Annotated in this window: 19 protein-coding genes; 13 read left to right on the forward strand and 6 right to left on the reverse strand. The window is 59.7% G+C overall.

What is annotated here, in order from left to right; genetic code table 11:
• Positions 1 to 73: 73 nt before the first annotated feature.
• Positions 74 to 4,282, reverse strand: a complete 4,209-nt coding sequence (locus ACI2I1_RS03595) for a translocation/assembly module TamB domain-containing protein (protein ID WP_404677935.1) — start codon at positions 4,280 to 4,282, stop codon at positions 74 to 76.
• Entirely contained in the window at positions 4,282 to 6,531 is a 2,250-nt protein-coding gene (locus ACI2I1_RS03600) for an autotransporter assembly complex family protein (protein WP_404677936.1), read from the reverse strand. The genes ACI2I1_RS03595 and ACI2I1_RS03600 overlap by 1 nt, the downstream gene beginning before the upstream one ends.
• Before the next feature lie 93 nt (positions 6,532 to 6,624).
• Here ACI2I1_RS03600 and ACI2I1_RS03605 point away from each other — a divergent pair, with 93 nt between their 5' ends.
• The gene (locus ACI2I1_RS03605) at positions 6,625 to 7,755 is read left to right on the forward strand and encodes a YihY/virulence factor BrkB family protein (RefSeq protein WP_404678332.1); all 1,131 of its coding nucleotides are present in this window, start codon (positions 6,625 to 6,627) and stop codon (positions 7,753 to 7,755) included.
• Positions 7,756 to 7,937: 182 nt separating this feature from the next.
• On the opposite strand, the gene ligD is transcribed toward ACI2I1_RS03605, so the two are convergent.
• From ligD to ACI2I1_RS03620, 3 genes are read right to left on the reverse strand one after another with little or no spacing between them, the layout of a single operon-like run.
• On the reverse strand, positions 7,938 to 10,454 hold the full coding sequence (ligD, locus tag ACI2I1_RS03610) for a DNA ligase D (RefSeq protein WP_404677937.1): 2,517 nt from the start codon (positions 10,452 to 10,454) through the stop codon (positions 7,938 to 7,940).
• A complete protein-coding gene (locus tag ACI2I1_RS03615; RefSeq protein ID WP_404677938.1) occupies positions 10,451 to 10,945 on the reverse strand; it encodes an MgtC/SapB family protein in 495 nt (164 codons plus the stop codon). Before ACI2I1_RS03615 ends, ligD begins: the two co-directional genes overlap by 4 nt.
• A gap of 4 nt (positions 10,946 to 10,949) precedes the next feature.
• On the reverse strand, positions 10,950 to 11,786 hold the full coding sequence (locus ACI2I1_RS03620) for a Ku protein (RefSeq protein WP_404677939.1): 837 nt from the start codon (positions 11,784 to 11,786) through the stop codon (positions 10,950 to 10,952).
• Between the two features lie 257 nt (positions 11,787 to 12,043).
• Here ACI2I1_RS03620 and ACI2I1_RS03625 point away from each other — a divergent pair, with 257 nt between their 5' ends.
• From ACI2I1_RS03625 to ACI2I1_RS03640, 4 genes are all read left to right on the forward strand, one after another.
• Positions 12,044 to 12,913, forward strand: a complete 870-nt coding sequence (locus tag ACI2I1_RS03625; RefSeq protein WP_404678333.1) for an SDR family oxidoreductase — start codon at positions 12,044 to 12,046, stop codon at positions 12,911 to 12,913.
• A 19-nt stretch (positions 12,914 to 12,932) separates the two neighbouring features.
• Positions 12,933 to 13,118 carry a DUF3008 family protein gene (locus ACI2I1_RS03630; protein ID WP_404677940.1) on the forward strand — a complete coding sequence of 62 codons (186 nt, stop codon included), beginning with the start codon at positions 12,933 to 12,935 and terminating at the stop codon, positions 13,116 to 13,118.
• Positions 13,119 to 13,610: 492 nt separating this feature from the next.
• Positions 13,611 to 14,063 (forward strand): cytochrome c oxidase assembly protein, encoded by a 453-nt coding sequence (locus ACI2I1_RS03635; RefSeq protein WP_404677941.1) that lies wholly within the window; start codon positions 13,611 to 13,613, stop codon positions 14,061 to 14,063.
• A complete protein-coding gene (locus ACI2I1_RS03640; RefSeq protein ID WP_404677942.1) occupies positions 14,060 to 14,710 on the forward strand; it encodes a cytochrome b in 651 nt (216 codons plus the stop codon). Before ACI2I1_RS03635 ends, ACI2I1_RS03640 begins: the two co-directional genes overlap by 4 nt.
• Here the strand turns inward: ACI2I1_RS03640 and ACI2I1_RS03645 are convergent.
• Positions 14,634 to 15,335 (reverse strand): c-type cytochrome, encoded by a 702-nt coding sequence (locus ACI2I1_RS03645; protein ID WP_404677943.1) that lies wholly within the window; start codon positions 15,333 to 15,335, stop codon positions 14,634 to 14,636. The genes ACI2I1_RS03640 and ACI2I1_RS03645 overlap by 77 nt on opposite strands.
• A 257-nt stretch (positions 15,336 to 15,592) precedes the next feature.
• On the opposite strand from ACI2I1_RS03645, the gene ACI2I1_RS03650 reads away from it, so the two are divergent.
• From ACI2I1_RS03650 to ACI2I1_RS03685, 8 genes are all read left to right on the forward strand, one after another.
• Entirely contained in the window at positions 15,593 to 15,787 is a 195-nt protein-coding gene (locus ACI2I1_RS03650) for a hypothetical protein (protein WP_404677944.1), read from the forward strand.
• Positions 15,780 to 16,826 (forward strand): c-type cytochrome, encoded by a 1,047-nt coding sequence (locus ACI2I1_RS03655; RefSeq protein WP_404677945.1) that lies wholly within the window; start codon positions 15,780 to 15,782, stop codon positions 16,824 to 16,826. The genes ACI2I1_RS03650 and ACI2I1_RS03655 overlap by 8 nt, the downstream gene beginning before the upstream one ends.
• Complete coding sequence (locus tag ACI2I1_RS03660; RefSeq protein ID WP_404677946.1) at positions 16,823 to 19,360, forward strand: cbb3-type cytochrome c oxidase subunit I; 2,538 nt, start codon at positions 16,823 to 16,825, stop codon at positions 19,358 to 19,360. The genes ACI2I1_RS03655 and ACI2I1_RS03660 overlap by 4 nt, the downstream gene beginning before the upstream one ends.
• Positions 19,353 to 19,655: a hypothetical protein gene (locus tag ACI2I1_RS03665; RefSeq protein ID WP_404677947.1), complete on the forward strand. Its 303-nt coding sequence runs from the start codon at positions 19,353 to 19,355 to the stop codon at positions 19,653 to 19,655. Before ACI2I1_RS03660 ends, ACI2I1_RS03665 begins: the two co-directional genes overlap by 8 nt.
• Positions 19,656 to 19,691: 36 nt before the next feature.
• Positions 19,692 to 20,126: a DUF2231 domain-containing protein gene (locus ACI2I1_RS03670; protein ID WP_404677948.1), complete on the forward strand. Its 435-nt coding sequence runs from the start codon at positions 19,692 to 19,694 to the stop codon at positions 20,124 to 20,126.
• Entirely contained in the window at positions 20,123 to 21,499 is a 1,377-nt protein-coding gene (locus ACI2I1_RS03675; RefSeq protein ID WP_404677949.1) for a PQQ-dependent sugar dehydrogenase, read from the forward strand. Before ACI2I1_RS03670 ends, ACI2I1_RS03675 begins: the two co-directional genes overlap by 4 nt.
• A 6-nt stretch (positions 21,500 to 21,505) precedes the next feature.
• Positions 21,506 to 21,682, forward strand: coding sequence for a hypothetical protein (locus ACI2I1_RS03680; protein WP_404677950.1), 177 nt, complete (start codon positions 21,506 to 21,508; stop codon positions 21,680 to 21,682).
• A 328-nt stretch (positions 21,683 to 22,010) separates the two neighbouring features.
• On the forward strand, positions 22,011 to 22,421 hold the full coding sequence (locus tag ACI2I1_RS03685) for a hypothetical protein (RefSeq protein WP_404677951.1): 411 nt from the start codon (positions 22,011 to 22,013) through the stop codon (positions 22,419 to 22,421).
• Positions 22,422 to 22,575 lie beyond the last annotated feature (154 nt).

The raw sequence follows: 22,575 nt of genomic DNA on the forward strand, positions 1-22,575 counted from the left end.
CGCTCGTCGAATGTCGGCTCGCTTTCGCACGCGCAGAGAGCGAAGAATCCGAGCAGGCCTAGTAAATTACGCATCAATAGTTCTTCCGGTAGCGGATATTCACGTTGGTGGCTCCTGAGCCGCCGGCTTGGCTGAGTATCGAAAGGAATGGCGTCAGGCTCACTTCGAGCTGCGTGGCGGTGAATCCGCGCGCATCGGTGATGAATTCGACATAGATGTCATCGGTCAAATACTGTCCCGCAGCGAGGGCGGTTCCGCGGCCGCTTGTATCGTCGGGACCGAGAATGCGCAGGCGGTCAACTCCGGTTGCGGAACGCAGTTTGCCGAGCGGATTGAGACCGCCGCCGCTGCCGCGCAGCGAGTTGAGCGACGCGGCGAGCTGCACTGCCTGGATCGTCGAGAGGTTGCCGATCGAGCTGCCGAACAGGATGCGCGACAGGATTTCGTCCTGCGGCATGCCGGGTACGCTCGAAAACGCAATCTGCGGATCGTAGGCCCGGCCGGTGATGTTCACGTTGACCGTGACGTCCTCGATATCCTCGGTGGCCGTCAGGCGGATGACCGGATCGATCGAGGTGCCGCCGGTGAAGTCCACGCGCCCGTCGCTCAGTTCGAACGAGCGACCGGCGAAACCAAGCGTCCCGCGAACCAGTTCGACGTCGCCCGAGATGCGCGGTGCGTTACTGGTGCCGCCAAGGCGCATATCGGCCCGCCATTCGGATTCGAGCCCCATACCCGAAACATAGAGCCTTTCCGGAGCATTGAGCGCGATATCGAGCCGCAGCTGGTCGAACAGGCCGGGTTGCGGTTCGGCTGGCTCGTCGCCCGTTATCCGCTTCGGTCCGCGCGGGGGCTTGAAGCGCACGCCGGTGAGTTCGGGCACCTGCGCCGAACCCTGGCGGATGATTTCGTAGCGCGTTTCGGGCAAGGTGATTTCGCCCGACAGCAGCGCAGTCTGTCCGGCCGCCTTGGCCAGCCGCAGATTACCGGTCGCCGTGGCGGACAGCGCGTCGCTCCGCGCTAGCCGCGCATCGTCCAGTGCGACCTCGACATTCATCGGATAGCCGCTCGCTTCCGCCAGGCTGACATAGCCCTGCGCACTGACGGTGCCGTCGCCTGCGGTCGCGGTCAGCCGTTCGATCTCGAACCGATCGCCGCTGAAGCGCCCGGCAATGGCCATGTTCGACAGCCGCGTGCCATAGGTCTGATTTTCGTAGGTGAGATTGCTGGCACGCACGATGCCGGCCAGTTGCGGACTCTGCACCCGTCCCGAGAAATCCGCCGCCACACCGATCGGACCCGACAGCCGTTGGTCGGGCTGGCCGGCAAAGGAGAACAGCGTATCCGCCGGCCCGTTGTAGCGGATCCCGCCGTCGAGCGGCGCCGCCAGCAGGCGCGTGGTCCAGCTGCCCGAGCCGGGCGGCAGCGGAGTGAGAGAGGCAGTCATTCGCCCGATCACGCTGCCGCGCCGGCGCATAACTGCGCGTGCCTCGCCGCCGTTGGGAAGCAGCTTGCCAACGAAGTTGATATCGACCGGCTGGCTGACCGACACTGCCGTGGTGCGACTGAAATTCGCGATCCGCAAGCGTGCGTCCGCGCGCGGGAAAGCGGAAGAATTGGCTTGGCTGAAATCGAGATTGCCGGTGGCGCGCCCGTTGACGCCGAGCCCAGGCACGAAGGCGTCGATCATCGTCAGATCAAGCGAATCGAGGCGGCTCTGGAGTTCGATCCCCGCGCCGTAAGTGCCCGCCAGCCGTATATTGCCACGGCCGAAATCGATCCGCGTGGGCAGCAATTCGTATTCGCCCGAGCGCGGGATGATACGCGCCGGACTGGTGGTCGCAAAGTCGATCCCGCGCACCCGCCCCTTGAGCGCGGCGCGCCACAGGTCGGGCCGGAGTTCGGCATTCGCGGCGACGCGGAACGGCACTCCGCTGACACCTTCCGCCAGCACTTTCGCAGTGCCGCTGCCGTCGCGATAGTCAATCTTGGCGCGCGCGGCGTTGAGGTTGAGACTGCCGAAGACCGTCTGTGCAAGTTGCGCATCGGCCACGACGTAAGGCCGGTCGTAGAGTATTATCCTCGCATCCACGATTGCCGAACTAATCGCGAGGTTGGCGGGGCCGGGCAGCACCGTGTCGCGTGCGCGCAGATTGACCAGCGCTTGCTGATACTGCCCGACCGCGTCGAGACGCACTATCCCCGCCACGCCCCGCCCATTGGCATTGAGCCGGCCAGCGAATGGCCCCGCCGGAGTCTGCGACAGCGAGCCGGAGAAATCTATTCCGGCCAGGTTCGCGCTATTGATATCGAGCGTCAGCTGATTGCCCGTCCCAAGCACGACATCTGCGGTCAGCGGGCCATAATCGGTATCGGCGGTGGCATCGAGCCGGTAGCCGTTCCGTGCACCGGTGATCTCCGCGCGCAAATTGGCGAGGCCGATGCCGAAATCTGGCCGCTCGGCGGTGACCACGGCTTGGGGATCGGTGAGCGTCCCCGCCACCCGCACCCCGACCCGGCCATAGGCATCTGTGATGCCGTCGGCATTGAGCGCGAGCCGTCCGTCGGGCGCGTAAAAGCCATTGCCGCCGGTTATGCGCATGGCGGGAGCACGCAGCGAAAGGTTCGAGAAGCGAATGACTCCCTCCGGTCCATAGCGCACATCGCTTGCGGCAACGGCATTGCCGCCGAGGAAATTGCGCACGCCCTCATTGAACAGGCTGGTCGAGCGAGCGCGGACCCGGCCCGCCAGCGCGAAACCGCCGTCCTGCGATTCGAGATCGACGTTGGTCTCGATGTTGAAGATGCCGACGCTTTCCACCCTGTAATTGTCGATCCTGCCATCGATCGCGCCGGTGTAGAGACCGGTGGAGGTATCGGCGAGCAGGATCAGCCCGGCATCGATCCGGTCCGAACGGATCCGCATGTTGTCCGACAGGATGCGCGAGCCGTCGATTGCGAGGTCGCCCGCGAGGCGGACATCGCGCAATGTTCCGCCCGCGACGGTGTCGAGACCCTCGATCCGGGAGACGCTGGCTTCGACCGGTATCATGATCCGGTCGGCGTCGACCGTCGCTTCGCCGCTCGCGCGAAGGTTTTCCAGCCCCATGTCGTTCATGACGAGGCGATTTGCGTTGATCGCATACTGCACTCGCGGAGTGGCGAATTCGCCGTTAAGTGTCAGCATGGCGCGCAGTCCGCTGCCGCGCAGGTTTTCCGCCATTGCCGAGGGCTTCAGCAGCACGAACGCGAGCTTGAGATCTTCGAAGCTGTTGTCCGAAAGATCGACCAGCCCATTGGTGTTGAGGCGGAAGGCGTCGCTGCCGAGATTGCCCGCGAGCGTTGCGCGGCGCTCGTCGAGCGTGGCGGTCATGTCGATATTCATCACCGGGCCGAGCAGGGCGGCGGTAGGCCCTTCGAACATCCGCGCAATGCGGGTCGGACCGCGTACGGCGAAAGTTCCCTCGCGCGCGGAGAGCTTCAGTCGGGCGAACTCGCTACCGGCGAGGTTGGCGTCGAGCCGCCCGTTCCACGCGTCCCAGCTGCCATTGCCATTGAGGCGGATGCGGACCGGCTCGGTCAGGCCTGCCATTGCCGCGAGCACGCCGTCACCGGGTGCATTCAAGTCGAGGTCGAGATCGAGCTTGTTTTCCTCGGGCAGGGCGTCGAGCAGCAGCGCGATGCGGTCGCCTCCCGCACGGCCTTGGCCCGCTATGGTCACGGCATCGAATCTGGCCTGCGCGCGACCATCGGCGATATGCGCCTCGCCCGCCAGCGACGCCACCCGGCGCTCGCCGCTGACCGGCGCTTCGGCGACGAAGCTGTCGATCCGGAGCGTGCCGATATCGATGTCGTAATCGGGCAGCAGCGGATCTTCGGATGGCGGCGTCTCGTTGAATTCGGGCAGGCGTTGCAGCGTTACCAGCCGCGATGTCAGTGAACGAATATCGATATGGCTATTGATGAAGGCGAACGGGCGCCAGTCCATCCGCATCTCGGGCGAGGTCAGGAAGGTGCCTTTGGGATCGGATAGCGACACGTCGTGCAGGATCATTTCGCCGTAGAGCGAACCCTCGATCCGCCCGACATCGATTCCCATCCCGTTCTCGAACTCCAGCGCGCCGATCTGGTCCGCGACGAACCGTTTGCCCGGACCCGTGTTGAGGCCGATCAGAAGCGCCGCCACCAGGAGCACCAAGCCGCCGATCACGATCGCGCCCCATTTGGCTACGGTCGGCGCGCGGTTGCGGCAGGGTGGTTCGATCAGCGTGTCTTCGGCCATCAGAATGCTTGTCCGATCGAGACGTAGACTGCGAACTTGCTCTCGCCCTCGCGCCGGTCGAGCGGCATCGCGACATCGAGCCGTAGTGGACCGAAATTGGTATAGTAGCGCCCGCCAACGCCGGCACCGAAACGCAAATCGCTGAAATCGGGGACCGTGCTTTCGTAGACCTGCCCGACATCGACGAACCCGACGACGCCGAAATTGCCGAAGCGGTAACGGACTTCGGCAGCCGCTTCGTTGAGGCTGCGCCCGCCGAGAGGCCGGTAGATGAGTGGCGCTTCCTCATCCGGTTCGTCCGGATCGGGCTCGAAATCCGGATCGGGATAAACGACGCGCGGACCCAATTGCTGGTAGCCGAAGCCGCGCACCGATCCGCCACCACCTGAATAGAAGCGGCGCGATGGCGCCAGGTCGAACCGTTCAATGCCCTGAATTGTGCCGACGCGCACCCGGCCTGCCAGCGTGATCGCGTCGGTCGGCGAGAAATAGGCCGATCCGTCCACCCGCGCGCGCACATAGGGCGTGAAGCCGTCTTCCAGCGAGCCTTCCGGTTCGACCAGCGCGGTAATGCGGAATCCCTCGCGCGCATTGAGCAGGCTGTCTGTACGATCGATGCCAACCTGGCCGATCAGCCCGCCGATGAAGAAGGTGCGGCGATCAAGTTCTCCGAGAGCTAGGTCGTAATCCTGTTCGTTGGTGCCGATCAGCTGCGCGCCGTAAGCATAGGTGAAGGGCTTCTGCCAGATATTGGTCGAATCGTAGCTCACCAGCGCGGATAGGCGTCCGGTAAACGCCTCGTAGGCATCGTAGTTGCTGTGAAGCGCCTCAGCGGACGCCTGAAAGGTGCGATCACGCCTGCCCGCATTGGAGCGGCGGAATGTCAAGCCCGCCCCCTGTTCCTGCGTCCCCGCCACCGCGCGGGCGATCAAGGCGCCTTCGGGCGGAAAAAGATTGCGGTGAGTCCAGCTGCCTTCGATCCTGAAGCCTTGCCCAGTCCCAAAGCCAGCGCTTCCGGCCAGGGTGCGCGGCGGCCCGGCATCCTGCTCGACGAGGATGGACGCGTATTCGGTGCCGTCGCCCGCCGCTTCTCCGCTCTGTTCGGGGAGGACGGAGACGGTATTGAACAGACCCGTTGCGACCAGCGCCTGCCGCAGATCGTCGACCATTCGGCTGTCGTAGAGCTCGCCGCGCTCAAAGCGCGCCAGCACCTCGACATGCTCGGCGTCGAAGGCCAGATTCCCGGTCGTGCGGATTTCGCCAAACCGCGAGCGCGGTCCGGTGGTGACCGGCAAGGTATAAACCCCGTCGCCGGTTTCCTGATCGAGCAGAATGTCGCGCTGGCCGATCTCTGCGAAGGGGTAGCCGTTTTGCGGGAGAGTGACCGCCACCTGGGCTTCGGCCCCCTGCACGCGCGTGGCGATAATCGGTTCGCCTACTTGCAGTGCCAGATTATCACGGATCAGGTTAGCTGGCTCGGTAGGCGGCGCATCAATCACAATGTCGGAGAAAACATAGCGTGGTCCCGGCAAGACATCGATCACTGCAGTCAATGGCTGTCCGCCCGGCTCATTCGATCGATCAACACGCGTCGTGGCGCGTGCCTCGTACCAACCCTCCGCAGCGAGGATGCGTTGCATCAAGGCGCTGTCCTCGGTCAGCCTCGCCGAAACCTGCGCGACATTTGCTGCCTCGCCGTCGCCGTCCTCGAGCGCAGACAAATCATCGAACTGCCCGCGCAGGCTCGTGTCGGTTTGTTCATCGGCCGCATCGAGTCCGTTCACCTGAACCGAGTAGGCGATCTCGACGACCTCCTCGTCGCTCTCGTCCTGAGCGAACTCGACAGGCTCCACTTCGAACTGTTCAAGCGGCGGAAGCGGAGCCACCAGTTCGGCATCACGGACCGGCGCATCGCCGATTTCTTCCACCATGTCGCCGTCGGCCAACGCAGGGTCGTTGAGTGGCGGCGCCTGGCCCGCAGCCGGATTGCCATCGGCCTGCTCTGCGGCGATCCGGCGTTCGAATTCCTCGATCGATTCGAGCGGTGCGTCGAGTTCAGGATCGGAAGAGGGGTCCAGTTCCGGTATCGTGTCCTCGAATTCCTCATCGGTGATAACGGGGTCAAGTTCGGGCAGGTCCGCGTCGGCAGGAGGAACTGGGACAGGAAGCTCTGAAGGATCATCACCCGTCGGCTCGACATCCTGTGCCAGCGCCGGATTAGCAACGATAGCGAGCGCGGACGCAAGCATGGAGACAGCATAAGGCCGAACCGGGGCACGATTTTTTCGCGGAGGTGTTTGAACAAGAGGCAAATTATCGACGACCATAGAAAGCGACCCAAGGTGCATAACGAAGGACTAACCGGATCATCGCCAAGCGGTCGGCAAGCCTCAGATGAGGCCGATAATCCCACCCATGATGCAAGTTCATCACCCAAACGCGCTCCCGGCGCAACTGCAAAAAGCCCTTGGCAGATGCCCAAAGCTGCTTGGAAACAGATTCTTAGGCGTGTGTGGACTATGTGGGGATTTCACAATCTGTCTCTTTTGGGCGCTGGTGTGGCTTTTTTCACCTTCCTTGCGCTCACGCCGCTCATCGCCGCGACCGTAATGGTCTATGGATTGGTTGGGGACGTCGAAACCGTCCAGAGACAGATGCGGTCCATCATCGAGCTGGTCCCGCGCGAAGCGGCCGCGGTCATCGAAAATCAGTTGCTCAGCGTCGTCACGGCGAATGCCGGAGTGACCGGGCTGGCACTCGGCATTGCCTTGGGTTTCGCAGTATTCGGGGGGATGCGTGCCGCCAACGGGCTGATTGGCGCACTCAACATCATCAACGAAGAACACGAGACAAGAGGCATTATTTCGCTGAATTTTCGTGCGGCGGCGCTCACCTTGGCAGCGATTTTCGTGGCATTGACAGGATTGATCAGCAGCGGAATGTTCGCCTGGTTGCAAATGCAAGCCGGTGATCTGCTCGGCGATGCAGCTGCGTTTGCAATCAAGTGCCTGACCTGGATTGCATCGATCCTGTTCGGGAGCGCTGGTTTTGCTCTCATCATGCGCTACGGACCGGACCGAGAGCCGGCCCGATGGCTATGGCTCGCTCCCGGCGCGCTCGTCGCAACACTACTCTGGATCGCAATCTCGTTCGGATTTTCGTTCTATGTAGCTTATGTCAGCGACTACAACGCCACGTATGGGTCGTTGTCCGCTATCGTCGTTTTCCTGATGTGGCTTTTTCTGTCCGCATATGGCGTGCTGGGTGGTGCGTTGCTGAACGCGGAGATCGAGCGCCAGACAACCGTCGACACGACGACCGGTGAGGAAATGCCGATTGGAGAACGGGGCGCTGTTCTTGCCGATTTGGCCGAAGGCGGGCTCTCCATTAGCCAGTGGATGGAAAAGGCAGAACGTCGTGCCGTCCGCCGTCACTTGCGATCTCACAAGATCAAGTCCTCGTTCAGGAATTGAGGCGACCGGTGTCGACGCTTTGCGACGTTTGGGTAGGAAGATTAGCGATGACAATTTAGGGGCCGTTTGCGGTCAGTCTGCTTTTAAGCGAGAACTGCATCAATGCGGACATTGGTCCGGTGGGTCGATGCATATCTGACCGCTGGCTCGACCCCTTGAAAGCGGTAGCTTTGAGACTGCTGCTAAATGTCCGGCAAATTCTGTACCGCGAACCCCCATCCAGCGAGCGATTTTGATGCACTGCGGCCAATCAGTTTGTTGGCATCAGCTATGCCGAAAGGCTTGGCATTCTCCATCGCTTTTAGCTCGGTCCAGGTGATCGGTACGGCGACCGGTGCTCCGCTACGCGCCCGTGCCGAATATGGAACGACGGCGGTACTGCCACGCTGGTTGCGCAGCCAGTCGATGAAGATTCTGCCCTTGCGCTTGGCCTTGCTCATTGTCGCCGTGAAGCGTTCCGGCTCGGCCAGTGAAAGCGCTTCAGCAAAGCGGCGGGCAAAGTCTTTATGTGTATTCCATGTGTGACCCGGCGTAACGGGCACGATCACGTGCGCACCCTTGCCTCCCGAAAGCATGGCGAAACTTGTTAGTCCAAGATCCGCCAACCGGTCGCGGATATCGCGCGCTGCTTGTTTCACGTCCTCGAAGTCCAACCCCTCGTCCGGGTCGAGGTCGAAGATCATTCGGTCTGGCTTTTCGACCGCATCGCTGCGTGAGGCCCAGGCGTGGAACTCGATCGTGCCCATCTGTACGCATTGAAGGATTCCGCGCGAGTCCTGGATATAAAGGTAATCCTCGGTCCCGCCGTCTTTCTCGCGGATAGAAACCTGATGGACGGCCTCGCCGAACGTGCCGCTGTCATGCTTCTGGAAAAAGCATTTGCGGGCGCGGCCTTGGGGACACCGGACGAGGCTGATCGGGCGATGTCCAGCGAAGGGCAGCATGATATCTGCAACCGCTGCATAATAATCGGCAAGATCGCCTTTGGTCTGGCCGCTGTCGGGAAAAACCACCCGATCCCGGCTGGAGATTTCCACTCCCTTCCCTGTTCTGGGTGCGCGGGCGACTTTCTCCGGCTTGACCGCCTTGGCAGGCTTGTCGCCACGCAGGCCGAGATAGCTACCGTGCCGAATATTCCCGTCGGCGGTGAGTTCTGCAAAGGCGACTTCGGCGACCAGCTTCGGCGAGACCCAGGTAACACCGCGTGCGCTGGATTTGCTCATCTCCAAAGAAGGGGTTTTTCGCTCAAGTCGGTCGAGCTTCGGCACGAGCTCGTCGAAGTCGTCGCCGGCAAATCCCGTGCCGACATTTCCCTTGTAGACCAATTCTCCGCCTTCGTGCTGGGCCATCAGAAGCGAGGCAAAGGGGCGCCCCTTGGCCGATGATTTCTTCCAGCCGACGATCACGAATTCCTGTCGCAGCGTGCACTTTACCTTTACCCACGCCTTGCTTCGCGCATGGCGATAGGGGGCATTCATCTTCTTCGAGATGATCCCTTCCTGCCTCGCAGCGCACATGGCGTCGAACAGCTTCTCGCCCGCGCCTATGACATGATCAGTGAGGAAAATCGGCGGTTCTGCGGTCGACAGCATGGCTTCAAGCCGTTCCTTACGCTCGATGTTGGGCAGTGGTTTGAGATCCTCGCCCGCCAACTCGATGAGATCGAACGCATGGAATTGCAGCGCATCGTCCTTACCCTCCGCGCCATGACCGCGCTTCAGCACGCCCTGCAGGGTAGAGAAGTCCGGATTGCCTTCCGCATCTGTAGCTACGATCTCACCGTCGATCAGGCATGCGGGCAAGTTGAGCGCGGCGATCGCCTCGACGAGCGTTCCGAATTTCTCAGTCCAGTCTTTCCCGTTGCGGGTATAGATCCGCACCATATTGCCTTTCGCGGCAATCATCGCGCGATAGCCGTCAAACTTTATCTCGTGCATCCACCCGTTACCGGCCGGAACAACGTCAACCAGCGTGGCAAGCTGTGGCTTACGGAACTTCGGCAGTGGCGCGGCGCTTCGCTTCGGCGGCTTCACTTTCTTCGCATTGCGCGAGGACGCCTTCTCCATCTGCGCGAAAAAGGCATCATCCTTCTTGCCGGCGAGGGAGTACTTGCCGGCCTTGTCCGCAGCGATCTCAGCCATCGAGCGCCCAGTGAGCACGCTGGTCAATGCACGTTCGACCAAAGGATCGCCTTTTTCGGCGTGCTTATCCTGCAGCTTGCGGAGGAGCCAATTTTCCCGCTTCTCACCTGTCTTTTGCTTAAGCTTGATGAGGAGCCATTCACCCTTCATGCGCTCGCCTTCGAGCGTGAAGTGCAAATGCCCCTCCTCGAGATCCTTGGCCGACTTGCCCTTGATCGGCGACCAGGTGCCGCGATCCCACAGCATGATAGTACCTCCCCCATATTCACCTCGGGGTATGGTTCCTTCGAACTCGGCGTAGGACATAGGATGATCCTCGGTCCGAACAGCCAGCCGTTTTATATCGGGGTCTGGTGAAGGCCCCTTGGTCACTGCCCAGCTTTTCAGCACGCCGTCGACTTCGAGCCGCAGGTCCCAGTGAAGCCGGGTTGCATCGTGCTTTTGGACGATGAAGAGGTTGCCAGATTCACTACTCTGCGCCTTGCCGGAAGGTTCTGGCGTCTTCGCGAAATCGCGCTTTGCGTTGTATTCGGACAGGGGATTTGAGCGCTTGCTCACCTTTCCTCCTTTTCGTCGCCCGATTCATCATCGAGCCGGCGGTCTCGATCCTTGGGTTCGATCAGTCGCAGAAGTGTGAGCATGACAAGGCTGATGGCGGCCGCGATGGCGACAAGTGGCCATTGAGCTGCACCGCAGGCTATCCCGACTACCGCGGCAAGCCACAGGTGTGCGGCAGTCGTGAGGTTGTGTACCTGGCCCCTGCTGAAAACTATCAACCCGGCACCAATGATGCCGATGAATGCGCCTGCTGCCTCATAGACGCGCAATGGGTCCATGCGCTCTCCGCCGAGATCTGTATAAAGCGCAAGGATCGAAATAGTCATCGCAGCTGCGGAGAAACAGATCAGTCCGTGAGTTCGCATGCCAGCAGCGTGGCCTCGCAGTTCGCGGTCCAGGCCGAGAAGAAGGCCGAGCACTGCAGCAACACCTAAGCGTGACAGCAGGTCCCAATCGAGCCAATGCACGAGGACAGGGTCGTTGAGCTCCATCGACTTAAGCGCTCTTCTTGCGCTTCGAGGCCGATTTCGCGGGGGCCTTCTTCTCACCGACAGATTTCTTCAGCGCCGCCATAAGGTCGATAACGTTGGAGCCGCTGGCATCTCCAGGTTCGTCGACGTCCTCGAGGATGGCCTTTTTGCTTTTCGACTTGGCCTTCTTGTCGATCAGCTTACGCAACGCCTCGACATAGCGGTCATCGAACTCTCTCGCATCAAAGGGTGCACTCTTTTGCTCGATGAGCGTGGTCGCAAGGTCGAGAAGCTCCTTTTTGGGCTTGGCGTCCTCAATTTCGGCGAAGAACGACTGACCCTTACGAACTTCGTCGGCGTAGCGCAGCGTTTCCAGCAGCAACCCTTTGCCACAAGGCTTGATTGCAACCAGCTTTTCGCTGCCGCGCATCGACAGTTGACCGAGCGCGACCTTTTTCGCTTTTCGCAGTGCCTCCCGCAACACGATGAATGCCTCTTCGGCCAGTTCGTCCTGAGGTGCGACGTAATAGGGCTTGTCGTAATACAGCGGGTCGATTTCGCAGGTGTCGACGAACTGGACGAGTTCGAGCGTTCGTTTGCTCTCGATTTTGACTGCCTCGATTTCCGCATCCTCGAGCAGAACGTAGTTGCCTTTAGAAACCTCGTAACCGCGAATGATCTCGTCGCGATCGACCGGGCCAATGCCGGGAACGACCTTTTCGTATGAGATACGCTTTCCGCTCGGCTCGTGGATTTGGTTGAAGCTGATCTTTGCCCCCGACTTGGTCGCGGTGTAGATTTCCACCGGGATCGATACGAGGGCGAGCCTGATCTGTCCCTGCCAATATGCGCGCGCTGCCATGATGGTTCTCCATTGCGTCGGATTCAGCGCACGGCGAGCCTTTTTGTTTCTTCGAATAGATTGAGAAGGATCAGGTTTGAACCCGCGTGACCGCATGCCACGCTATGCACTGGATGAAATTCGCGGGGGGCTTCGTCCGGCATTTCGTCGTCATTCACACACACTTGGCACCATACCCGAAACATCTCGGGGGAGGCGGGCATTTGCAATTTGCGGTCCTTCGGGATGAGCTTATGCAATTTAGGGGCGCCCTCCAAATGACCAATACTGAGAATTTCCACCCTGAAATCAGAGAAGAGCCGCGCATGCCTGGCTCCGAAGAGGAGATGGACAGCAAGCCAGATTGGCGGCCACGTTATCCCGGTTCGGGCCGCCTAGAGGGCAAAGTCGCCCTAGTTACCGGGGGTGACAGCGGCATTGGCAGGGCGGTAGCAGCCCTCTTTGCTCGCGAAGGAGCTGACGTTGCGATAGCCTATTTCGCAGATGAAGAGCGAAAAGATGCAGCGCACACTTTGTCGATTATAGAGGGCGAGGGTCGCAAAGGGCTTTGTCTGCAAGGCGATTTGGGACGCCGCGATTTCGCAGACGAGGCAGTAGCCCGAACCGTCGAACACTTTGGCAAGCTGGATGTCCTCGTGAACAATGCGGGTGAGCAGCATCCCGATGACAACGCGACAGATATTACTGAAGAGCAACTGCGTAGGACATTCCAGACGAACATTTATTCGATGTTCTTCTTGGTCCAGGCCGCGCTACCGCACCTTGGTGAAGGCAGCGCTATCATTAATTGCACCAGCGTGACGATGTACAAAGGCTCGGACAATTTGCTCGACTATTCCAGCACCAAGGGTGCGATTACGGCCTTCACCCGCTCTCTTTCCGAAAACTTGGTGGCCGACGGCATTCGTGTAAATGCAGTCGCGCCCGGCCCGATTTGGTCCCCGTTGAACCCCTGCGGAGGGCAACCTCCTGAGGATATGGACGACTTCGGCAAGAGCACCCCGATGGGCCGACCCGGCCAACCCAACGAGGTGGCGCCCGCCTTCCTTTTCCTCGCATGTGAGGATTCAAGCTATATGTCGGGGCAGGTGTTGCACCCTAACGGCGGAATTATAGTCGGAAGCTGACATCAAAGGAGTAATCACAATGCCAGCAAAATCAAAAGCGCAGCAAAAAGCGGCGGGGGCAGCACTTAGCGCCAAGCGTGGCGACACCAGCAAAAGCGACCTTCAGGGCGCGTCAAAGGAAATGTACGATTCCATGACCGAGAGTGAGCTTGAGGATCTCGCTAGCACCAAGCGAAAGGGTAAACCCGAGCACAAGGGCGACTGACGTTATAGTGTCCGGCTGGTTGTCTCACCAGATCGTATGAGATCTATCAGCCATAGGCCATGGGGATCGCGCATGCCTTGAGCAGTTAGCCTCGTCCACTGCGTGTGGCACGCTTAAGTTTGGAAACAAGGGCCCATTTCTCCTCCCTAGGTAAAAATTTTCGGGCACCATGCTCTGTCTGATCATTTAGTACGTTGTTTAGGTACTGTAGGATTGGAGAGAATCCTGAACCACTGGTTGCCCTATTGCGGTGCGGCCCCAAGACCTGGGGTTTGGCTGACCCATTGGAATTTCGCGCCAGAAATGTTGGTGTGTTTGGTGGTCTTCGCGGGTCTCGCTTATTGGAAACGCGACAGACTTAGAGCAATGCCGACATACACAACCGGGGTCGTGTTCAGCTTACTCTACATCAGCCCTTTCTGCGCTCTCGGGTCGGCTTTGTTTACAGTGCGTATCGTTCATGACGTTATACTGGCCACTGTGCTCGCTCCCTTGATCGTTGCCGCCTTCCGGGCCGAGGAAACCGAAATTCCCGGCACCTTGACCGTCTGGACAGCGATTCATGGGCTCACGTTCTGGCTCTGGCATGCGCCTCCTTTCTACGAAGGCGCCATGAGCAGCGACGGCATTTTTTGGCTCATGCAAATCAGCATCTTCGCCACGGCTGCGGTTTGGTGGATAAAGGTCATCCGATCGCCAGCACCCGCGGCCGCGACGGCGTTGCTCGCAACGATGGTCGCGATGGGTGCACTCGGTGCGTTGTTGACCTTTGCACACCGAGCCTACTTTGCGCCACATTGGCTGACGACGCAGTTTTGGGGTCTCTCGCCGATCGAGGATCAGCAGATTGCGGGCATCATCATGTGGGCCCCGGCGAGCTTGGTCTACCTAGTTGCCGCTTTGACGATACTTTATCGATCGCTCGGTAGCAGAGCGCCTGCATGAGGCTTCATGACCTGATCCGAAGATGGGCGGTCAGCTATACCGAGCAGGGGAAGTATTCGCCAGTCGGTGTCTGGTTCCACTGGATCATGGCAGGGCTGGTGCTCGTTCAGCTCGGCTCAGGTTGGATGATGTCGCGCTATCCGATCGGGGCTAGCAAGCTTGCTACCTACGAACTGCATAGCGAGTTGGGGCTGACCATCTTGTTCCTTGCTATTTTGAGGTTTGGCTGGCGACTTTTCGTCCCCGATCCGGTCAATGACGCTGATGCGTCCGGCTGGCAGAGCACCGCAGCACATATCACACAGTACCTGTTCTATGGCCTGTTTGCGCTACTTCCGCTAAGCGGATGGGCGATGTGGTCTGCAATTCAGCCGGTCCAACCTCTGCGCCTTGCCGGACTGGTCGCGATACCCCCAATGCCGTTTCATTCACTCACCCCCGCATGGCAATTTCAAGTGCTCGACTGGGCGGAGAGCCTTCATGTCCTAGGCGTGATCGGCCTCGCATTGCTGGTGCCGCTGCATGTTATTGCGGCATTGAAACACCATTTCTGGGATCGCGACGATACAGTCAGGGGCATTCTTCCGGAAATTCGGGACGACGAGACGGCTCCGGACCATACGCAATATACGCCGCGAGTGGGCTGATCTCGTCCTCTCGCAGCTTGCTGGCCGTATCGTGCATGACGTTCAGCCCATCGCCATATCGCTCACCATTTCGCCAACGGCGCAATTGTTCGGCGTGGTACGCCGCGCTCTGACCAACCAAGGCTGGATTGCCGGCACCCGAACCGAGACCGGTTTCTCCATGGCAAGACGCGCAAGACGATAGAGCGCGTTCGGGTAAGCCTACATGGTAGATCTCGTATGCTTTCGCGATCTCGCAAGAGGGTTCAGGTTCACCCTTGCTGCCTTGCACGTCCTCCGGAAAATCCATGGCCGCGTAATAGGCTGACACAGCCAATCGCTCCTCGGTATTTAGTCGACCTGCAAGCCAAGTCATTTGTGGATGACTACGTTGCCCGTCCGCATAAAAACCCAGCTGACGAACCAAATATCCGGCATCCATGCCCGCTATCCTCGGCACCAACGCTCCGTCGCCGCGACCGTCCAGCCCATGACAGGTGTGGCAAGCAGACTGCGGACCTGCGTCCCCGCCCGATAAGGCAATCAATTCGCCGGTGTCGTCGAATGGATCCTCAATCGGGCCAGGACTGCACGACGCCAACCCCATAGAAAGGGCGGCGACGGACAGGTTAGGGCGGAAAAGCATCGTCTGGCGGGAACGAAGCGTGCAATTGTCCGGTTCCCATGGGAATGGGGAGTGTGGAGCATCGGCATCGAAATTGGAAAGCCATCGTGACTGGCATAGCCTTAGCCGCTTGTGCACCGCTTGCCGGATGCAAGGACCCGGTTGAAACGCGGCGAGAGCCGGCTACCGGCCCGAAGGAGCGGGGCTTAGCAGCAATCAAGCGCGCAGGCTGTGGATCTTGCCACGAGATCCCCGGGCTGGACTGGCCATCCGGGCGCTTGGGACCATCGCTTGAGGGCTTCGACGATGTCGGCTTGATAGCTGGCCAATTGCCGAACCGGCCGGACGTATTGGCGGGCTTCATCCGCAACGCACCTTCCGTGAAGGAGGGCTCGTCCATGCCGGCAATGCCGATTAGCGAGGCTGAGGCGGCAGATATCGCAGCCTATTTATATGGCCTCGACCATGATTGACGCACTCTGGGGTTGGCCTCCTCCGGTACTTGATCCGGCAGGTCCCTATTCGGGCAGGGTCACCACCTTGGCCTGGTCGCTATTCGGTTTGGGCGCTTTCGTCACATTGGTCGTGGTGTTTGCTCTCTGGGTCGCCATCAAGGGACCGGACAAGTGGAAAGCGAAGCTTGGAGGCGAACGCGCGATCTGGCTCGGCGGGGTGGCCTTTCCGGGCGTCGTATTGACCGCGCTACTGGTGTGGGGACTCACACTTACGGCCAGCCTGACAGAGCCGATCCGCGGGGACGAGATGCGTATTCGCGTTACCGGCGAAATGTGGTGGTTCCGTGTGCAGTATCTGGACACATCGGGCGCGGTTGTGATGGAAGATGCGAACGAGATTCACATTCCTGTTGGACGTCCGGTGGTGCTCGAATTGGAATCCGCCGATGTGATCCACAGCTTCTGGGTGCCGCATCTATCGGGAAAGAAGGACATGATTCCCGGGCGCCGCACTCTACTGAGGGTCGAAGCAGATCGCGCAGGAGAGTTCGGCGGGGTGTGCGCGGAGTATTGCGGGCGGCAACATGCGCTGATGGGCTTCGTTGCTGTTGCACATGAGGACGGCAATTTTCGCGAATGGTATGCCGAGCGGACTAAGCGTCTCGTTTCGACGGGGCGCGGCATAACCACGCCAGAAGAACCACTATCCGCCTCAATGACGGTCGCTTCGGAGCAGTCAGCAGCCTCGCGTCCGGTTGCAGGCACTGACGCAAATTCTGGTCAGCTGTCCGGGCAGGAACTTTTTATGCAGTCTGGGTGCGCTGCGTGCCATCGTGTCGCCGGGACAGAGGCGAACGGTCTCGCTGGACCGGATCTCACCCATGTCGGATCGCGCCGGACACTGGGTGCGGGTATATTGCCCAACAATCGCGGGACCCTCATCGGCTGGATCGGCGACAGCCAATCGCTCAAACCCGGCAATCGCATGCCGAGCTATGACATGCTCAATGCCGACGAGCTCGAAGCTATCGCCATCTGGCTCGAGCAGCAGAAATGAAATCCGAGACGGGTTTCGATTATGCGCTGTACGAGCGCTTTCCTGCCGAAAAGCGCCCCGATAGCGAGGTCGAAGAACTGAACCGCATCTGGCGCGCGCCCAAGGGGTGGGCACGACTTACCGCGGTCAACAACAACTACGTTGGTTTCTGGTACGTCGTCACCGCTTTTGGTTTCTTCCTTGCAGCAGGAATTCTGGCGCTGGGTATGCGAGTGCAGCTCGCTGCCCCGATGCAGGACTTTCTGGGCGTCGATACCTATAACCAGTTTTTCACGATGCACGGCACAGTGATGATGTTCCTGTTTGCCGTGCCTATGGTGGAAGCGATCGGGATCATGCTGTTGCCGCAGATGCTGGCGGCACGCGACCTGCCGTTTCCCAGGCTGTCGGCCTTCGCTTTCTGGGCCTATTTCGTAGGCGGGACGATGTTTTTCCTCTCGCTATTCGTGGGGCTGGCGCCCGACGGTGGCTGGTTCATGTATCCCCCGCTGACGAGCATTGCCTTCAGTCCCGGTATCAACACTGACTTCTGGTTGCTCGGCATCGGGTTCATCGAGATTTCGGCCATTGCCGGGGCGATCGAGATCATCGTGGGTGTGCTGAGAACCCGCGCACCGGGAATGACCCTCGACAAAATGCCAATGTTTGCGTGGGCCATGCTGGTCTTCGCGGTAATGATCGTGGTCGCCTTCCCAAGTGTGATCCTGTGCACGATGCTGCTGGAGATCGAACGAGCGTTCAATTGGCCCTTCTTCGATGCGCTACGCGGCGGCGATCCCATGCTGTGGCAACACCTCTTCTGGTTTTTCGGTCATCCAGAAGTCTACATTATCTTCATCCCAGCCGCGGGTCTCATGAGCATGATGGTGGCCGCAGTCGCAAAGGTGCCGCTCGTCGGATACCGTCTCAACGTACTGGCACTGGTGGCTACCGGCTTCATTAGCTTTGGCGTTTGGGCGCATCATATGTTCACTACCGACATGCCTCGCGTTTCTGCAGGCTACTTTTCCGCCGCCAGCATGGCGGTCAGCCTGCCTGCCGGCATCCAGGTGTTCTGCTGGATCGCGACGCTCGCCAGCGGGAAGATTAGATGGACCACGCCCGCGCTTTTCGTGGTCGGGAGCGTGGTGATTTTCACAATGGGTGGGTTGACTGGCGTGATGGTGGGTATGGTGCCCTTCGACTGGCAAGCGCATGACACCTATTTTATCATTGCCCACCTCCACTACGTGCTGATGGGCGGCATGGTTTTCCCGATGTTCGCCGCGTTCTATCACTGGCACGGCATGACTAGCAGCCGGGCGCTATCTGAGCGTGTGGGGAAGTGGGTCTTCGGCCTGATGTTCGCAGGTCTGCACATCACTTTTTTCCCCATGCACCTGACCGGCCTCATGGGTATGCCGCGCAGGGTCTATACCTATTTGCCCGGGCGCGATCTCGATCTGCTCAATCTGGTGTCCACCATCGGCGCTTTCGTGATGGCCGCTGGGATACTCCTTTTCCTGTTCGATCTCGCACGCCGCTTTCGCTTCACGGTTCATGACGATGCGGGCAATATCTACGGCGGCGGCACGCTGGAATGGCTTCCGACCGGCCTGTATTCCACGCGCTCTATTCCGCTGGTCACGTCGCGTGAGCCATTATGGGACCGCCCTCAAATCGCGAAGGAAGTCGAAGAAGGGCGCTATTTTCTTCCAAACTCTGCCACTGGCCAGCGCGAGACATTGATCACCTCGACCGTGATGGCTGAACCACAGTACGTTCAACTCATGCCCGGCCCCTCGCCATGGCCATTGTCAGCCGCTGTGTTCACCGCTCTCTTCTTCCTTTCGCTCACGGTGCAGGGCTACGCCTTTGCTGTGTTTTGCGGGATTGTAGCAGTGCTGAGCACGCTGCGATGGCTTTGGGAAACCGACCGTCCCATCAAACAGGAAAGCGCTGACATCGGCGGCGGTATCGAGGTTCCGATCGCAATCACTGGGCCGAAAAGCCACGGCTGGTGGGCGTTGAACACTTTGACGGTAGTAATCGGCATGATCGGCTTCATGGCCGTATTCGCCTATCTCTATCTCTATGGTATCAATCCCGAAGTCTGGAGTGCGCCTCCGCCCCTCGGCGAAACCGCAATTATTGTCGGGATAGAAGCGGCGGCGCTTCTTGCGGCCTGGGGCGGGCGTCGGTTTCTCGCAACGAAAGAGGGGCGGCTTGCCGAAGACCTGCCCTGGATGCTGGAGGCACTTGCTGCGGCCCTGCTGGTCGGCGCGTTATACCTCGATGTGACTGGTTGGCTCGCGACGGGTCTTGAGCCCACCGCGAATGGCATGGGCGCGACTGTCTTCATGCTTTCGGTACTTCAGGGACAGGTGGTCGTAGTTGCTGTCATCATGGCCGCCTATCTCGCCTTTCGCGAGGCACGAGGGATCATGACCACTCCAACAAACGTGACCATGGATATCGTCGCACGTTTCATAATGTTCTGCGCGCTACAGGGCATGATCTTTACTCTCTTGCCGAGGGTATTCCCCGGTGTCTGAAGCGAAGAACAACGAGCTTGGCGAGCCGATCGACCATCCTTCGATCTATCGCGCCCTTCTGATTGCCTTTCTGATCTGGTCGGCGCATTTCGCTTTAAGCTACGCCGGGGTGCTGGTTTTCCCAGATGACGGGGTGGCGCGGATTATCGCTATAAGTGCGGGTCTAATCGCAATCGCCGCACTGGTCGTACAAGTCCGGAGACTACCTGCTCCACGCTCGCCGCTTGCTCTTGGTGCCCTCGGGCTGGGCGCGGCGGGGGTAATCTTCGGCACCTTCCCTGCCATTGTTGGTTAAGTCAGAGAGGCAAAGCCGGAAGAGGAGATTGCCCGCATGGACCGCACAGTCACTAATTCCCGTTCTTTTGCAAATCCCTTGCACGCGATCCTTCTTGCATTTCCCGTGGCGCTTTATCCTGCCGCCCTACTCACCGATATTACCTATCTGAATACGGCGGAGATCCAGTGGACCAATTTCTCCTCTTGGCTGATCGCCGGGGCTGATCTGTTTGCTGGCCTGGTGCTCGCTTGGGCATTACTCGGCCACTTCTTCGGGCGTGCCCGCCACTCGAAAAGCCGAGGTGCGCTCTACCTGATCGTCGTCGCCGCAATGTTTGGGCTCGGTGTTTTGAATGCTTTTCAACATGCGCGTGACGGCTGGCATTCCGTTGGGACATTGGGAATCGTTCTTTCGATCCTTTGTTCGATCCTTGCCTTGATCGCGGCATTTATCGCCTACAGCACCATTGCGGTGGAGAAACGCGCATGATCCGCCTCGCATACCTCGCCTTACCGCTGACTATCGCGCTTTCCGCCTGCCAGGTCAGCAGCGATCCCGATCTCGATCAGACCGGCGAGCGGCCCGAACTTCCCGAACAGAATGATGCTCTCGTGCCGGCGATGGAAATTCCGACGCCGCAGGGATGGGGGGACGAACTACCCATCGTGCCCGATGGATACACCGTTTCCGCAATTGCGCAGGATCTGAAAATCCCGCGGCAGACGCTGATTCTGCCCAATGGAGACATCCTGGTCGCCGAGGGTTCTGGCGGCAAGGCACCCAAGCTGAGGCCCAAAGATGTTATCGCAGGGTGGATCAAGAAGCGCGGCAAAAGCCCGGTCGAAGGCGGGGACCGGATAACGCTACTGCGCGATGAGGACGGAGATGGGCAGACCGATCTCCAGACCACTTTTATCGAGGGTCTCGATGCGCCCTACGGCTTAGCTTTCGTCGATGGCACGCTCTACGTAGCCAATCAGGGTAATCTGGTAAGCTTCGAATATACCGAAGGAGCGACCAGTATCGCTGGCTCTGGTACCGAAGTCACCAAGCTTCCCGCCAAGATCAATCACCATTGGACCAAGGCGATGACCGCCAGCCCCGATGGCTCGAAGCTTTACGTCGGCATAGGCTCGAACAGCAATGTCGGTGAACGCGGCATGGATGTCGAAGAGGACCGTGCGGTCATATGGGAGATAGACCGCGAAACGGGCGCCAGCCGGATTTTTGCCTCCGGGATCCGCAACCCCACTGCACTCGCTTTTGACCCGTGGAACGCGCAGCTTTGGGCGGTCGTCAACGAGCGTGACGAACTCGGGCCGCAACTCGTTCCCGATTATCTGACCTCCGTTCGCGACGGCGCCTTTTATGGCTGGCCTTACAGTTACTACGGTCAGAACGTCGATCTGAGGATCAAGCCTGCGAGGCCTGACCTAGTCAAAAAGGCCGTTGTGCCTGATTACGCGCTGGGCTCACATGTTGCCGCACTTGGTGTCGATTTCACCACCGAAGGTGGCTTGGGTGGCCGGTTCGGTGAAGGTGCGTTTGTCGGGATGCACGGAAGTTGGAATCGAGCCGATCCCTCGGGCTATAAGGTAGTCTTTGTGCCCTTCCGCGGGGGCCGTCCAAGCGGCGAACCCATCGACCTGCTCACAGGCTTCCTGAAAGACGGGCACGCGAGGGGGCGCCCCGTAGGCGTGACATACGATGCAGCCCGCGGCGTGCTATATGTCGCGGATGATGTGTCGAACACCGTCTGGCGTATCGCCCCACGCGATGAGACACGGCGCGTCTCCTCGCGGGATGCAACCCAGTTGCGAAGCGAGACCCGATCGCCGTCCACACCTTCCACCACAAGGTAATTCGGTTTGGTAGCGCCGCCTGAAACCGAGAAGCCGCCGTTTCTTGCTGACGATGCCTCCGAATTTTGCACCGGATTCGAAGAGAATTTCATTGTGATCAATCGTTTTGATTCAGATCCCACCCTTGGGTACGATCACTTCGGCATGGTCATTCCCGGGAATAGCTGGGCCGGAAAAGGCTGATACAATCGATCTAGGCTCCGTTCTGTTGCTCGCATTGCTGCCAGCGCTTGGCAGTTTAATTGGGGTTGGTTTGGCGGAGTGGCGCAAGCCCCCTCCTTGGCTTGTGGGCGGAGCAATGCATGCCGCAGCGGGACTTGCCACTGCAGTCGCTGCTCTGGAACTGGTGCCAAGAGCGATGGAACGCATCGAGATATGGTTGCTCGCTGTAGGGCTAGTTTGCGGCTCTCTCGCCTCTGTCGGCATTGCCAGATTGTCTCGTGCTATAAGTACGAGCCTGCCGAGCAATCGGATACGCGCGACTACCGTCGGAGCCTACGTTGCGATTGGCGTGGATTTGCTGACAGATGGGTTGATGACTGGCAGCGGCGCGGCGGTCGCAGCGAGCCTTGGAGTGTTGTTGGCTGCGTCACAGGTCATCGGCAACCTTCCCGGAGGCTTTGCAATCGCTGCCAATTTCAGAGCGGCGGCAATGCCACGAACGCAGCGAATGGTGATGTTGTCAGCGTACCCAATGCTCCCAGTTCTCGGAGCTGCAGCTGGTTACGTGGCGTTGAAGGATGCAGGAGATTTCGCGACTGGGATCACCCTTGCCGTCCTTGCTGGACTTCTATTGACTGCAACGATCGAAGAAATCGTACCCGAGGCTGACGAACCAGGTGCTTCCCGCCGAATTTCAAGCCCAGCATTTGCTGGCGGATTCGCGATGCTTCTTTTATTCTCGGCATACCTGTCTCCCTGAAGACAAGTTCGATGTCTTCCTTTGAGTGCCACTTGACCGAGTTGTTCAAAGCCTCATTTCGATGTCCGGTTTGAAGAGCTTCCAGCGACCTTTTGAATGTCTGGAATGAGGGCGCATTCCAGACCGACCTCTTTGGGGCCGGTTGCGGACTGTC

Source organism: Qipengyuania sp. NPDC077563 (assembly GCF_044901345.1).
Lineage (GTDB): Bacteria > Pseudomonadota > Alphaproteobacteria > Sphingomonadales > Sphingomonadaceae > Qipengyuania > Qipengyuania aestuarii.